The organism is Bacteroides sp. AM44-19, from assembly GCF_003603395.1.
GTDB lineage: Bacteria > Bacteroidota > Bacteroidia > Bacteroidales > Bacteroidaceae > Bacteroides > Bacteroides uniformis.
On the sequence record NZ_QTNB01000007.1, the window covers coordinates 1 to 14,545 of the forward strand.

A 14,545-nucleotide genomic window follows, 5' to 3' on the forward strand; every position below is an offset into this window, starting at 1 on the left:
CTGATATCGGTTATAAAAAGAAAAAGCGTCTAGCTAAATCAGGAAAAGACATACCGCCTTAAGAAACTCCGTTTACGTACTACAGTAAACACCTTTACATACTACGGTAAACGCCTTTACATACTATGGTAAACGTCGTTACTTCATAATGTAAAAACCGTTACATTCTGGAGTAACGGCTTTTACATTATAGGGTAAACATCCGGTAAATATAATCTGCTGATTATTAGCTTATATATTGTCGGTCGTAACCTTTAGATGCCTTTCGCTTTGAAGGCCAACGCATACATTCGCATCTGCTTTACCATGGACAGCAGTCCGTTGCTACGGGTGGGCGACAAGTGTTCCTTCAGTCCTATTTTATCAATGAAATAGAGGTCGGCGTTCAGTATCTCATCCGGTGTGTGCCCGGAGAGTACTTTGATAAGCAGTGAAATGATTCCTTTCACAATCAGTGCGTCGCTTTCGGCCTGGAAAATAATTTTTCCGTCCACTTCGTCTGCCTGCAGCCATACGCGGCTCTGGCAACCTTCAATCAGGTTTTGTTCCGTCTTGTATTTTTCGTCGAGCGGTTCCTGCTCGTTTCCTAAATCAATAAGAAGTTGGTACCGGTCCATCCAATCGTCGAAATCATTGAATTCGGCAATTACTTCATCTTGTACTTCGTTGATACTTATCATGGGATTTACTATTTTACTATTTACGATTTACTATTTGATGGTCTATTTCTCATTGTAGATGACTTCCAGCAAGGTCTGTCCCACTGCGTTGAGAGTGCCCTTGTCGATGATGTCCATGGTGTCGTCTATCGTGTGCCAGAAGTCACCGAAGCCGGTGTCGCAGTTCGGGTCATAGTTGATGATGTCTACGCAGGGAATCTGCCGCAGGTTGTATACATACATATGGTCGTCTGTCACTTCGGTGCCTTTTTCTTTGGGGAAGAAGTTGCCGAAGCCCAGGCGGTGGGCTGTGTTCCATATCTTGTTCACGTACTTACCGGCGGTTCTTTGAGAGAACTGTTCCTTGTAGAAGGTGGCGTTCTTTCCGCCCACCATGTCGAGCAGGATGCCGTAGCGGGCATTATAGCCGTCTACATGGGGTACTCGTCCCCAATATTGCGAGCCCAGGCACCAAGTGTCGTTCTTGTATGCACCTTGATAGAAGTAGGGGATGCCATAGTCTTCAGCGTCAAAGAAGATGATGTCGATGCCGATGGCTGGAGCCTGCTGTTGCAGTTGGCGGGCCACTTCGAGCAATACGCCTACACCGCTGGCTCCATCGTTCACACCCAGGATGGGGCTGTGATGCTTCGTCTTGTCGGCATCCTGGTCGGCATAAGGACGGCTGTCCCAATGGGCACAGAGCAGTACACGCCTTTTACTTTCCGGATTATAGGCGCCGATAACATTGCGCGCTTTCAGGATGGTGTTGTCGTAAGCCACCAAGTCGGCATGCTGGTTGTATACCTTGGCGCCGAATTCCTCCAGCTTCTTGGCAAGGAATTCTCCGCAGGCTTTGTGGGCGGCGGTGTTGGGCACGCGCGGACCAAAATCCGCTTGGGTCTGTATGTATTGGTATGCACTGTCTGCACTGAACTGGGGCACTTGGACAGTCGCTTTGGTCGCATCGCCCTCACTGTCATTATCGGCTGCAGACTTGCTGCTGTTGTTGCTGCATGCCACTATCGCTACAATCAGCAACAGCAGCAACGGGATGAATGTATAATTCCGTTTCATTCTCTTTCTGTATTAAAACTTAGTTTCACTTCTTTCTTTCCAACTTCCAATGTTACCGCAGCACCGTTTATCAGCGGTACATTCATGCTGACATGTCCGACGGGAAAATCGAAACATATCGGGTAATCGTATTCTTTCACCAAATCGGCCAATGCGCCATATAGGTCTTTTCCCAAGGACTTGTTCTCCTCGTATTCGGTGAATTGTCCGATGATGAGGCCGGAAAGCTTGTCGAGGACACCGCCCAGTTTGAGATTGTACATCATGCGTTCCACCGCATGCGGGCGTTCTCCCACATCTTCGATGAAGAGGATGGTGCCTTCGGCGGGAATATCGTAAGGAGTACCACGCAGCCCGTAGAACACAGACAAATTGCCGCCGCGCAACACGCCTTTTCCCTCTCCCTTATGATTTAGTTTGTGCCCCGGGCAGACATAACTGAATGCTTCGGTTCCTCCCAATGCCTGCCCGAACAGTATATCCTTCAGTGCTTGTGTGCAGAAGTCGTCTTCCGGTTCTACTGTGAGATGGCGCGCCATGGGGGCGTGCAACGACGCGAAGCCATTCTGCTGGAACAGATTATGGAGGGCGGTGATGTCACTGAATCCGATGAGCCATTTGGGATGCTGCCTGAACTTGGTAAAATCCAGTTTGCCTATCAGATGCGCGGCTCCGTAACCGCCCCGACTACAGAATATGACTTTGGCTTCTTCATCGTCCATGGCTTCCTGCAGGTCCTCGAGGCGTTGCCGGATATTTCCTGCATACGTTCCGTTGGAACTCCCCGCGTGCTTTGCGAATACGACTTCCAGCCCCCAGGACTTCAAACGTTTGTAGGCGCCTTTCAGGAAAGATTTGTCAATCTTGCTGGAAGGGGAGAGAACAATGACACGATCACCTTCCTGCAGATACGGAGGGAAAATAAGACTACCCATATTATATTATCAATCTATTTTGGGCAAAAGTACACAATTCACCACAGATATCACAGATTAACACGGATTTTTAACAGAAGAGAGGGAGGTTATATATGATATATAATCAACAGAGTAATTCAAATTCTGTTCAAATCCGTGTTAATCTGTGTAATCTGTGGTGAACATATCAAAATGATATTAAACATATAAAATTTCAATGGGGCAAATGCCGTATTTCTCGACATTTTTTTAGATATTTGCTAAAAATCTAACGTTATGGAACCGATACGGAACTTTGCCCAGTTAACAGCCCACCTGAAAACCTTGAATAAGAGGAAACGTATTGCGGTAGTCTGTGCCAATGACCCTAATACAGAATATGCCATATCCCGTGCCTTGGAGGAGGGGATTGCGGAATTTCTGATGATTGGCGATTCTGCCATATTGGAAAAATATCCCACCTTGAAGAAATATCCTCAATATGTCAGTACCTTGCATATAGAAGATTCCGATGAGGCTGCACGTGAGGCGGTGCGTATCGTACGCGAGGGTGGAGCGGACATCCTGATGAAAGGCATCATCAATACCGACAATTTGCTACGTGCCATTCTGGACAAGGAACATGGTTTGTTGCCTAAAGGAAAGATTCTGACCCATCTGGCCGTGATGCAAATACCTACTTACGATAAACTGCTCTTTTTCTCCGATGCTGCGGTCATTCCCCGCCCGACGCTGCAACAGCGCATTGAAATGATTTGGTATGCCATCCATACTTGCCGCCATTTCGGGATAGAGCAGCCACGTATCGCGCTGATTCATTGCACGGAGAAGGTAAGCGCCAAATTCCCCCATTCATTGGACTATGTGAATATTGTGGAACTGGCGGAAGCCGGAGAGTTCGGCAATGTCATCATCGACGGCCCGCTGGATGTGAAGACCTCTTGTGAGAAGACGAGCGGTAACATCAAAGGCATTGTATCACCGATTGACGGGGAGGCGGATGTGTTGATATTCCCAAACATCGAATCGGGCAATGCTTTTTATAAGGCTGTATCTCTGTTTTCTCATGCCGATATGGCCGGGTTGCTGCAAGGACCCTCATGTCCGGTGGTATTACCGTCGCGTAGCGATTCCGGTTTGTCCAAATATTACAGCATTGCCATGGCTTGCCTGACCAGCGGGGTGAAAGAACCTTGATTGTAATTAGTAATTTGTAGTTCGTAATTTGTAAATCGTAATCAATGAAAATACTGGCAGTAAATCCCGGTTCCACCTCGACAAAAATTGCTGTCTATGAGGATGAAACTCCCCGTCTGGTACTCAACATCCGGCATTCGGTGGAGGAGCTTTCCCAATTTCCCCGCATCATCGACCAGTTCGAATTCCGCAAGCACTTGGTGCTGGAAGCGCTGGAGGCCAATGACATTCCCTTTAAGTTCGATGCCATCGTCGGCCGTGGGGGATTGTTGAAACCCATTCCTGGCGGTGTGTATGCCGTGAACGATGCCATGTTGGACGATATGCTCCACGCCATGCGTACCCACGCCTGCAACTTAGGTTGTCTGATAGCCCACGAACTTGCCGCCATGCTGCCCGGCTGCCCCTCTTTCATAGCCGATCCCGGCGTGGTGGACGAGCTGGACGATGTGGCACGCATCACCGGTTCGCCTCTGATGCCCAGCATCACCATCTGGCACGCCTTGAACCAGCGAGCCATCGCCCGGCGCTATGCTGCCGAGCGTAGTGCCCTGCAGCCCGAAGCTCCCGTGCATTACGAAGACCTCAATCTGATTGTCTGTCACTTGGGTGGAGGCGTTTCCGTAGGAGTCCATCGCCACGGCCGTGCGGTGGACGTGCCCAATGCCCTCGACGGTTTCGGCCCTTTCTCGCCCGAACGTGCAGGCACCCTGCCCGCCGGGCAACTGATAGACCTTTGTCACTCGGGGCGTTACACTACCGAAGAACTGAAGAAACGTATTTCCGGCAAGGCGGGACTTGCCGCCCATTTGGGTACTACCGACATTCCCGCCATAGAGAGGCGCATCGCTGAGGGAGACACCCATGCCGCTTTGGTGCTTGATGCCATGATTTACCGCATTGCCAAGGAGATAGGCGGTGCTGCTGTTGTGCTTTATGGCAAGGTGGACGCCATTCTGCTTACGGGAGGTATGGCACATTCCGAGTACATCACTTCGCGGTTGCAGGAGCGCGTGTCTTTCCTTGCTCCCGTCCACGTCTATCCCGGAGAAGACGAATTGGAAGCATTGGTAATGAATGCGCTGGGAGCTTTGCGTGGAGAGCTTCCGGTGCAGGTTTACCGATAATAATCATATCGCTTTTGTTCTTCATGAAAGTGTCATAACTCACCACAGATTACACAGATTCACACAGATAAATATGTCAGATATCAATAAACTAAAAAAATCTGCGTGAATCTGTGTAATCTGTGGTGAGTTATGACATATATGGAATCCCGGTTTACTTACCGTAATCGTCGTACATCATCAACAGATGTGAGGAGCTCCAGCTGAAATGGGGAGCTTTCAGGCGTTCGCCGGTATGGGTTCCGTAGTTCTCGTGGATGGGAGCACCCTCTTTCAGCCCACTCAGGCGGTCGAAGACTTGCAGCGTATATTCATCTGCCAGCCGGTTGTAGCCGTAGTTGCGCAGTCCGCGGATGGCAAAGTAGGTCTGGTCCAGCCAGATGGGGCCACGCCAGTAGCCGCGCGGATTGTATTTGGGATTGTCGGCGGCAATGGTCGGGAAGGGGATATACGTGGAGAACTTTGCCGTATCTTGAAGCATGGGCAGCATGCTGTCCACTTGCGCTTGTGTGGCAATCCGGGTCCACAACGGAGTGTAGGCTTCGCAGCCCGGCTCTTCGATGAATGAACCGTCCTTCAGGCGGCGATCGCAGAAGAAGTTGATGTTCTTGTCAAAGAAATAGTCGGCTACCTGGCTACTGTAGTCCGGTGCGTCGAAAGGTATCTTCAGCAGGCTGGAGAATTTCTTCAGCAGTTTGCATTCCAGTGCCAGATAAGCGTTCAAGTCCACACTCTCCTGATCCATACTCCAGGCATCCTCGTAGCCTTCGTTTTTCAGCATCACGGCGCCGTCAAAACGGATGGCGTTGTCCATGCCGCTTTCCCAGGCCGCAGCTTCCAGTGTTCCGTCGGTAGCACCGTACTCGCACATGCCATTGCGGTTGTGGTCGCGCTTCTCGTACCACCATCTATAATAGGAGAGCAGTTGCGGATACATCTCGGCAACGAAGGCGGTGTCACCCGTATGGGTAAATATTTCATCGACAGCCCAGCATACCAAGGGAGGCTTGCTGTCACGGGCATTGTTCTCGGAGGGGTCGGTGTAGATACAGTCGATAATCATGCCGTCCGGTTGCTGGTAGTCGAACATGGCTCGGATGTTGTTCTTGGCCAGTTCGGGGTCGAATTTGGCGGTTCCGGCACTGAAGCGCCAGCTATCCCATGCCCAAAAGCCGACGAAATAGCCTACGGCATGGCTCGGGATGATACCTTCGTGAAGCAATCCACCGCGGTGTGTCCGCCAATTGGAGATGAGCGTGGTGACGGCTTTCACGGCGATACGGTCATATTCGGGCTTCATATCCTTGCGCAGTATCTTGGTGAGGTAACCTTCCCAACGTTCGGCGTTGGCTTGCAGGGCGGGGGCGGGATTGTTGAGCAGGCCCGGCAGGTTTTGCAGGTTGGCAGTCATCTCTTTTTCGGAAGTGAAGAAAGAGATGGCTACGTTGACAGGGTAGCGCGGAGAGCGGACGAGGGCTGTATAGTTATTGTCGGTCTTGGCCAGCTCTACATTAGGAGTGAAGGTCACGGTTACGGTTTCGCCACTGGGATGACGGGCGATGACGGAGTTCTGTTCTACGCTGACGGTAATGTCTTTGCCCCATTGGCTACCGGAGAACAGCAGGTCTTCAGCCGTGTCGGCTTCGATGCGCAGCAAGGCGGTCGAGGCACTTGTGAAGTTGAGCCGTTGCGTGATGCTCCCGTGGGTGGAATGTGCCGACATATAGAGCTCGCCGGGGTAATAGCAAGTGGAATCCGGAACAAAAATGTTTTGTGTATCTTTGGCAAAGCCTACGACGGCGGCTGACTGTGCCATCCACTGGCGGCGGAACATATCGAGGCTGAAGGGGCCGCAGAAGCCGTTGACCCATTGTTGCCGTTCGGGCGGCGTGAAGCCCATCCACGAGCCGGCGTCGGTGAACCAACCGTAGCAGCGGTGCAGAGTGTCGGGAGTGTAGGAGATGTCCAGTATGTCGGCGAAGGCATACCGTTTCTCCGTAGTGCTTTTCATGCCGGGGGTGCAGGCTGCGATGCCTGCAGCCAACAATGTGAAGCAGAGTATGCGTATAAATTTGTATTTCATATGAATGAGGTATTTAACGGTTATTTGTGCGCTTGTTCCGCCGCATCATCCTCCGGTGCGAGAGGGGCGAGCGTGAAGCTGTATTTCCATTCGTGCGGAGTGATGGTGTACTCGGGATGAACTTGTGCTCCCCAGGTATTGTCACCGCCTACGCCCATCTGCTTGTGGTCGATGTTGAGCCATATCATATCTTTCTTCTGGATGCTTCCACCGTGGCGGCGCTCCATCTGTGAGGGACGGTATTCAATGTCCTCCATCGGGAAGTTCCAGGCGCTTACGCTCAACGGTTCCTCGCCCACTACCAGCAGACCTTCACCGGCAGCATTGCGCAGGGCCACCCAGCGTACGTCACAATGATTGGCCGTCTCTTGGGCACGTACATACGGATGGAATTGTTCCCACACCGTGGCGTTGTAGAGGCCTATCAATGCTCCCGTCTTGCGGTCGGCGTACGTCTCTTGCGGACCACGGCCCAGCCAGGTCATCATTTCATATTCGGCAGGGAGTATCATGCGCATGCCCAGACGAGGCATCTCGCTCAATGGCTTCTTGCCGGGGGTGAAGTGCATGGTTACCTGAACCTTGCCGTCGGGAGTGATTTTGTAGAGAGTCTGCAAATCAGCATCTTGTTCTTCCATGCGGTAGGTCGCAGTGACAGTAGCCGTTTGTCCGGCTTCTGCAACTTCGATGTTCTGCAGTTTGGCATCGCGTCCGGCGTTTCTCCAGGTGCCGCAGCGTATCAGGTGCCCATTTGGAATATCATTATCGGTCAACGGGCGCCAGAAGTTGGGTTGTAGCCCTTCTTTAATCAGATTCTTTCCGGTGTAGTTCAACTCTGTCATTTCACCGTTTCGGGTAGAGAAAGCTACCTGGAAGTTGTTGCCTTTCACGGTCAGTGTTTCGTTGTTGCGGTCTACGGTCAGCGTTCCTTCCACCGGCTGAACAGTTTTGGCTGACGGTGCAGAAGACAATTCCCATTGTTCGATGGCAACCTCGTGTCCTTTCGGTACTAATGGCGCTTCGTGCTTGGTGAATGCACGCAGTGTGAGGAAATACTCCTTGCCGTCGGCAGGCAGCGCTTTCAGTGGCAATTCTATGTTGGCAGAGTTTCTGGGAGCAATCTTGGGGAAATCCATCTCACCGTTCTGAACGGTCTTGCCGTCGCATTCCACTGCCCAGCGGAGGGTATATCCTTCCAATCCGATGAAATCGTGCCAGTTGGTGACCTTTATCTTGTTCGGGGTGAAGGCGAGTGGTTCGAAATGGATATATTGCAATACCTTCTTCACTTCGTAGATGTGCGGGTGCGGGGTGCGGTCGGCAGCAATCAGGCCGTTGGCACAGAAGTTGGAGTCGTTGACGACGCCTACAAATCCCATGTCGCCGCCAAAAGCCCAGATGTCGCGCTGGTTCTCGTCCTTGATGGCAAACGTCTGGTCCACCCAGTCCCAAATGAAACCGCCTTGCAGTTGGTCGTACTTGTAAATCAAGTCCCAGTAGTCCTGGAAGTTTCCTACACTGTTGCCCATGGCATGGGCATATTCGCAGAGAATCATGGGGCGGGCATCACGCTGGTTCACGTGCTGGCGCAGCCTCCAGATGCGTGCGTACATGGGGCAGTAGATGTCGCTCTTTGAGTTGTAACCACCCCCTTCGTATTGTACGGGACGGGTGGGGTCTATCTTCTTGGTATAGTCATACAGAGTTTCGAAGTGCTTGCCGTAGCCCGACTCGTTGCCCATGGACCAAGTCACGATGGCGGAGTAGTTGCGGTCGCGTGCAATCATGCGGCTCATGCGCTGCATGAAAGGCACCTCCCAGTCGGGATAGTTGGTAAGGGTCTCATCCTTGTGGAACATCATGCCATGGCTCTCGATGTTGGCTTCGTCTACCATATAAAGTCCGAATTCTGTGCAAAGCTCGTACCACGCATAGTTGTTCGGGTAGTGGCAGTTGCGTACACCGTTCAGGTTGAACTGCTTCATCAGCTGGATGTCGTGTATCATGGACCCCACGGTGATGGTACGTCCCTTGTGCGGGTCGTGCTCGTGACGGTTCACCCCCTTGAAGAGGACGGCCTGGCCGTTAATCATCTGCATGCCGTTCATCATTTCCACGGTACGGAAGCCAAAAAGGTGCGTAAAGGATTCCTGCGGTTTCCCTTGTGCATCAAAGGTGCTGACTACCAGCGTGTAGGTGTTCGGTGTTTCGGCATTCCAGGCTCGTGCATTCGGGAACACTTGCTGCTGGGTAAACAAAGTGTCTGTGGCAGAGGTTATGGACTTTTTCCGGTCATAGATAACCTTGTCCTTGTCCATTACCTTGACTTCCACCGTTTCTCCGGCTTTAGGCCGATGGAGGAATACGTCCAGCTTTAGTTCGCCATCCTTGTAGTTGTTTATCAGTTCCGCTGTCATCCGGAAGTCCTTGACGCGGCTCTGGGGGCGGGCGTAGAGATAAACACTCCGTTCGATGCCGCTGTATTTCCAGTAGTCCTGGCCTTCCAGGTAGGAACCGTCGCTATAACGGAATACTTTTACAGCCAGTCTGTTGTTGCCCTTCTTCAGCAGGTGGGTGATGTTGAAGTGCGACGGCAGGCGGCTGTCCTCGGCATAACCCGCCAATTCGCCGTTTACCCATACATAGTAGGCAGACTCCACCCCTTCGAAATTAAGGAAGATGTCCATGCCTTCCCAGCTAGCCGGGACGGTGAACTCGCGGATATAAGCACCTACGGGATTGTAGTCGGTAGGCACGTAGGGCGGATTGGGGGGGAACGGATAACGGGTATCTGTATAGATAGGTGCATCGAAGCCTTGCAGTTCCCAGCTTCCCGGAACTTCAATTTTACTCCACTTGCGGGTACTGAATCCGGGCTTGTGAAAGTCTTTGGGGCAGAGGTCATTGTTCTTTGAAAAAAGAAATTTCCAGGTGCCGTCCAGAGTGATACGGCGTTCCGTTGCAGGATTAACGTCGAACCGTACGTTGGCGGGCAAGGCACGTTGTTTCAATGCGTTGGCTTCATTCGTAAACGGAGTGAAGTGGGCGTGCATCGGTTCTCTGTTCATTTCGTTGACTTGCGGGTTCTGCCACGGCTCGTTGTCGGCCAGGGCACCGGTGCAAAGCAGCGAAGAAAGGAGAAAGGTATAAAGTTTGGTTTTCATTATTAATAGGATTTAGTGATATAAAAATGGCTCTTGTCAGAGACCGGTGTCTGTCAAAAGAGGGTAAAAGCCCTATATCGAGCAGAACAATGTCACCAGGAACGGAACGCTGAAATCGACCACAAACCCGTGGAAGATGGAAACTACGACAAACTGCTGTCCGGCTGTCCGTGTGATGATGGGTAGTGTGGTGTCCATCGTCGTGGCTCCTCCGGCAGAGATGGGGGCAAGGTTTCCGAACCATCGTACCAGCAACGGGGCGGCCAGCAGTGTCAGAATCTCCCGGCTGATATTGGCAAGCAGGGCGATGGTGCCCAGCTCGGCTCCCTTGTATTCGGTAATGAAGATGCTGGAGAGCGAGTAATAGCCGAATCCCGAGCCTACGGCCAGACAGTCCGTTATAGAACGGTGTGTCAGAATCAGACTGACGGCTGCCGAACCTGCCAGTGTTCCCAGTATCGTCATGATGGGCAGGAATACCAGCCGCGGATTGAGTGAACGGAAGTTCTTCAGGGTCTGCGGGTCGTTGCCTACGCTCAACCCTACACTGAACATCAGCGCGCAAAGCGCGTAATAGCTGATATTGGTTTCTGCAATATCAAAAGGCAACAGATGGCACACACCACAAATCGTACCCAATACAAAAAAGCCCACAATGATAAGACTTCCTTTCATGCCCTGCCTCCTTTCCTTTTATACAAAGCTCTCCAGAGTGCCCAAGCAGCGATAACACTTCCCAAGGTCCCTCCCAAGGTGAGGACAACGGCTTCATATCCGATGGTATGGAGTCCTCTGATAATCTCTTCGTTACTTCCTACCTCAATACCGAGGATAAACAGTAGCAGCCAGATAAGCAGGGTGATGATTGGATGAATCTTCTTTAAGTCCCGTTTCCGTAAGAGGTAGCCCAGCAGCATTCCTGTGAGCATTAGTCCGATGATTGTAAACATTGTCTGTATGGTTTTGTGAATAGATGGAAAGCTGTCTTACCCTCAAAAGCACCTCCTGTTCAAAGAGGGGGAGGCGCTTCTGAGGTTTGACAATTGCAAAATTACTTCATTTCCAAATATCTTTGGTTCTCTTTCACTCCTTTTTCTTGTGCAGGGCATAAGCGGAATGAGAATTCCATCTTACGGGCAGGAATCAGGTATGGTTGATGCGGGTAGGCTCCCCAACTGGTATCTCCACCCACACCCATCTGCTTGAAGTCTATGTTCCAAGTCACCATATCTTTGGGTTGGATGTCTGAGATATGGCGTTGTGACTTGCGTGTGCCGGGTTCATCCAAATCTTCTGTCGGGAAGAGGTAGGCACTGCCGCTGATTGTGGGTGCACCGATAACCATCAGGCCATTGCCTTTCAGATCGGTGAGGCTCATCCAACGTACATCGGTCTTGTTGCCGTTTTCTTGTGGACGGTCGTAGGCGAAGTACTGTTCGGCTACGCTACCTTTGTACAGACCCACGAAGGAAGAACCGTTGCGGTCGCAATAGTTCTCGTGCGGACCTCGACCTAGCCATGCCATTTGGTCGTATTGCTTGTTCAGGGTGATGCTCACACCCATGCGGGGCATCAAAGGTAAAGTGTCGTTGGCAGGAATGAAAGTACAGTTCACATCGAGGCTGCCTCTCGGTGAGAAGCGGTAGCGGACAATGAATTCCGAACCGGCAACTTCTTCGGGCAGACGGTAGTGTGACACTACTTCATAGCCATCTTTGTCGAGCGCTGTTTTCTCCAATGAGGTGAGTTTGGCGCCACGTCCGGCTTCACGCCACGGGCGCAGGGTCTTGTTCATGTCGTTGCCCATGTCATTGTCCGTCACCGGACGCCAGAAGTTGGGACGCAGTGCTTCCTTAATCATCTCTTCCTTGCCTTCCTTGAACGAGCAGAGTGCTCCGGTGGCTTTGTCGAATCCTACACTGACATTTCCGGCAGTGAGGACAAGCAGGGCTTCGCTGTCGGTTGCCGTCACGTTGCCTGAGGCAGCTTTGGGGGTAACAGCCTTATAGAAGGGAAGCTTCACTTGTTCGGCAGCCAATTGTGTACCGGCCTTCAGCAGACCCTCGTCGCGCTTCTGGCTGGCATAGAAATTCAGGTAATATTCTACTCCTTCGGAGGAATGGATGGTGGGGAACTGTGTCCGGAATACGCCTGTCTGTTGGGCGGGCAAATCTACATTATCTATGCGTCCTTGTGCCAATACTTCGCCGTTGCCTTCCAAACGCCAAGTGAAGTCAAAGTCATTCAGGTTGGTGAAAAAGAACTTGTTTCTAAGCTCTACCAATCCTTCGTGATAATCGAGCAATCTGAAAGCCATATTCTGGTACACCCGTTTCACTTCATGTATGTGGGGCTTCAATGTGCGGTCTGCGGCAATCAGGCCGTTCATGCAGAAGTTGGCCGAGCTTGGAGTGCCTTCGGGGGCAAGGTCGCCGCCGTAGGCCCAGTAGAACTTACCGTCGTCGGTCTTGTTGTAAAGACCCTGGTCCACCCAGTCCCAGATGTGACCGCCTTGTAGAGAAGGGTACTTCTCGATGATGTCCCAGTAGTCTTGCAGATTGCCCACACTATTACCCATAGCATGAGCGTATTCGCAGAGGATGAGGGGCATGGTGGGCAGATAGAGAGCATGGTTTATCAACACGTCTATCTTCTTGTACATGGGGCAGAAGATGTCGGTGAAAGGACGGTTTTTGCCAGAGTCCTCGGAGTGTACGGGGCGTTGGGAACGGTCGTGGGCATGAATCCAAGCATAGGTGGCTTGGAAGTTACAGCCTGAGCCGGTTTCGTTGCCCAATGACCAGATGATGACGCAGGGGTGGTTCTTGTCGCGTTCAAACATACGTTCTGTACGGTCGATGAAAGCCTTCTGCCATTCGGGTTGGTTGGCGAGGCATTGGTCGGGTTTGTAGCCCATGCCGTGGCTTTCGATGTTGGCCTCGTCCACTACATACATGCCGTAGATGTCGCACAGTTCATACCAGCGCGGGTCGTTGGGGTAGTGGGAGGTGCGCACGCTGTTGATGTTGTTTTGTTTCATCAGTTCCAGGTCGCGTATCATGGAGGCTTCGTCCACTACATGGCCGTGGTAAGGGTCGTGTTCGTGGCGGTTTACGCCCTTGATGTAGACGGGTTGCCCGTTGACGAGTAACTGTGCATGTTTGATTTCCGATTTGCGGAATCCGATGTTGCGGCAGATGTACTGTGTCTGGCCGTTGGCACGCAGTGTAATCATCATCTGGTATAGGTTGGGCTTTTCAGCACTCCACAGCAGGGGCGCTTCGATGTGTTTCAGGAAGTGCAGCTTGTTGTCTTTGGCGCGTTGGCGTTCGGTGTAGATGACTTTTCCCTCTTTGTCCGTCAGGCTCACTTCCACTTCGGCACCTTTTACCTTGGGCGTTTGAGTACGTTGGGAGTTTTGGGCATTGTCCAGTTCCACATAGAGGTGGAAGTCGGCGTCCTTGTACTCGTTGTCGAGGTCGGTCACTACTTCAAAGTCGCGCACGTGGATGTTGGGACGGGCATAAAGGTACACATCACGTTGTATACCGGCAAAGCGCCAGTAATCTTGATCTTCTAAGTAGTAGCCGTCGCTGAACTTGAATACCTGCACGGCAATCTCGTTCTGTCCGGTTACTGCATAGGGGGTGATATCGAACTCACTGGGGGTCTTGGAATCTTGCGAGTAACCCACCTTTTCACCGTTGACCCACACATAGAAAGCTGAGGCCACGCCTCCGAAGTGGAGGACGATTTGCTTGCCTTTCCAGTTGGCAGGGACGTTGAATGTGCGTTTGTAGGAACCTACGGGACTGTTTTCCACGGCAATGAGTGGCGGGTTGCGCTTGATGCCGTAGCCGGCACCTACATAGAAAGGATGGCCATAGCCTTCCATTTCCCAGTTGGCGGGCACTTTGATGTTGCCCCATCCGCTTACATCGTGGCCTTTTTCAAAGAAGTCCATCGGGCGCTGGTCCGAACGGGGAACAAACTGAAACTTCCAGGTACCGTTCAACGACTGAAAATATTCCGATTGACTCTTGTCGTTCTTCACTGCTTTCTCTTTGGTGGTGTAGGCCATGAAGGTGGCGGCAGAAGGCAGTCGGTTGATGTGCAACACATCAAAGTTTTCCCAATCGTTGTCCGAGTGAGGATATTTGTCGGTTCTTACGGCGGTTTCCGCTTTCTTGGTGTCGCCCGTCTTGTTCATGGGTGTACCGTCGTACTGTGCAAATGCGCATAACGGTAGCATCAGTGCGAGGGTGCAGATTGAATGTATCTTATTCATATTCGTATGCTTTTAATGATGTATAATCGTTTG

The 14,545-nt window shown here is 51.6% G+C and carries 10 protein-coding genes; 2 read left to right on the forward strand and 8 right to left on the reverse strand.

Features of this window, described 5'->3' with window-relative positions:
• Positions 1 to 254 precede the first annotated feature (254 nt).
• Genes DW947_RS12140 through DW947_RS12150 form a run of 3 tightly spaced genes read right to left on the reverse strand, consistent with a single transcriptional unit; the run spans position 255 to position 2,671 of the window.
• Complete coding sequence (locus DW947_RS12140) at positions 255 to 677, reverse strand: SufE family protein (protein WP_034523308.1); 423 nt, start codon at positions 675 to 677, stop codon at positions 255 to 257.
• 45 nt (positions 678 to 722) lie between these two features.
• Complete coding sequence (locus DW947_RS12145; RefSeq protein ID WP_005830510.1) at positions 723 to 1,736, reverse strand: M20 family metallopeptidase; 1,014 nt, start codon at positions 1,734 to 1,736, stop codon at positions 723 to 725.
• Entirely contained in the window at positions 1,733 to 2,671 is a 939-nt protein-coding gene (locus tag DW947_RS12150) for an LD-carboxypeptidase (protein ID WP_087332326.1), read from the reverse strand. Before DW947_RS12150 ends, DW947_RS12145 begins: the two co-directional genes overlap by 4 nt.
• Positions 2,672 to 2,929: 258 nt before the next feature.
• Between DW947_RS12150 and DW947_RS12155 the strand changes: the two genes are divergently transcribed.
• The gene (locus tag DW947_RS12155) at positions 2,930 to 3,850 is read left to right on the forward strand and encodes a phosphate acyltransferase (protein WP_005834523.1); all 921 of its coding nucleotides are present in this window, start codon (positions 2,930 to 2,932) and stop codon (positions 3,848 to 3,850) included.
• Between the two features lie 44 nt (positions 3,851 to 3,894).
• Positions 3,895 to 4,977, forward strand: a complete 1,083-nt coding sequence (gene buk / locus DW947_RS12160; protein ID WP_005830498.1) for a butyrate kinase — start codon at positions 3,895 to 3,897, stop codon at positions 4,975 to 4,977.
• Between the two features lie 154 nt (positions 4,978 to 5,131).
• Here the strand turns inward: buk and DW947_RS12165 are convergent, their stop codons facing one another.
• The 5 genes from DW947_RS12165 to DW947_RS12185 form a co-directional block, all read right to left on the reverse strand.
• On the reverse strand, positions 5,132 to 7,060 hold the full coding sequence (locus DW947_RS12165) for an MGH1-like glycoside hydrolase domain-containing protein (protein ID WP_117963375.1): 1,929 nt from the start codon (positions 7,058 to 7,060) through the stop codon (positions 5,132 to 5,134).
• Between the two features lie 20 nt (positions 7,061 to 7,080).
• Positions 7,081 to 10,224, reverse strand: coding sequence for a glycoside hydrolase family 2 TIM barrel-domain containing protein (locus DW947_RS12170; RefSeq protein WP_117963377.1), 3,144 nt, complete (start codon positions 10,222 to 10,224; stop codon positions 7,081 to 7,083).
• Between the two features lie 72 nt (positions 10,225 to 10,296).
• A complete protein-coding gene (locus DW947_RS12175) occupies positions 10,297 to 10,899 on the reverse strand; it encodes a lysine exporter LysO family protein (protein ID WP_005830487.1) in 603 nt (200 codons plus the stop codon).
• Positions 10,896 to 11,174 carry a LysO family transporter gene (locus DW947_RS12180; RefSeq protein WP_005834527.1) on the reverse strand — a complete coding sequence of 93 codons (279 nt, stop codon included), beginning with the start codon at positions 11,172 to 11,174 and terminating at the stop codon, positions 10,896 to 10,898. The genes DW947_RS12175 and DW947_RS12180 overlap by 4 nt, the downstream gene beginning before the upstream one ends.
• Before the next feature lie 101 nt (positions 11,175 to 11,275).
• Positions 11,276 to 14,512, reverse strand: a complete 3,237-nt coding sequence (locus tag DW947_RS12185; protein WP_117704098.1) for a glycoside hydrolase family 2 TIM barrel-domain containing protein — start codon at positions 14,510 to 14,512, stop codon at positions 11,276 to 11,278.
• Positions 14,513 to 14,545 lie beyond the last annotated feature (33 nt).

Bases quoted from the DNA above. Each gene is read 5' to 3' on its own strand.
- DW947_RS12155 (WP_005834523.1), top strand. From the start codon at position 2,930: ATGGAACCGATACGGAACTTTGCCCAGTTAACAGCCCACCTGAAAACC.
- DW947_RS12145 (WP_005830510.1), bottom strand. From the start codon at position 1,736: ATGAAACGGAATTATACATTCATCCCGTTGCTGCTGTTGCTGATTGTA.
- DW947_RS12175 (WP_005830487.1), bottom strand. From the start codon at position 10,899: ATGAAAGGAAGTCTTATCATTGTGGGCTTTTTTGTATTGGGTACGATT.
- buk (WP_005830498.1), top strand. From the start codon at position 3,895: ATGAAAATACTGGCAGTAAATCCCGGTTCCACCTCGACAAAAATTGCT.
- DW947_RS12165 (WP_117963375.1), bottom strand. From the start codon at position 7,060: ATGAAATACAAATTTATACGCATACTCTGCTTCACATTGTTGGCTGCA.
- DW947_RS12185 (WP_117704098.1), bottom strand. From the start codon at position 14,512: ATGAATAAGATACATTCAATCTGCACCCTCGCACTGATGCTACCGTTA.
- DW947_RS12180 (WP_005834527.1), bottom strand. From the start codon at position 11,174: ATGTTTACAATCATCGGACTAATGCTCACAGGAATGCTGCTGGGCTAC.
- DW947_RS12170 (WP_117963377.1), bottom strand. From the start codon at position 10,224: ATGAAAACCAAACTTTATACCTTTCTCCTTTCTTCGCTGCTTTGCACC.
- DW947_RS12150 (WP_087332326.1), bottom strand. From the start codon at position 2,671: ATGGGTAGTCTTATTTTCCCTCCGTATCTGCAGGAAGGTGATCGTGTC.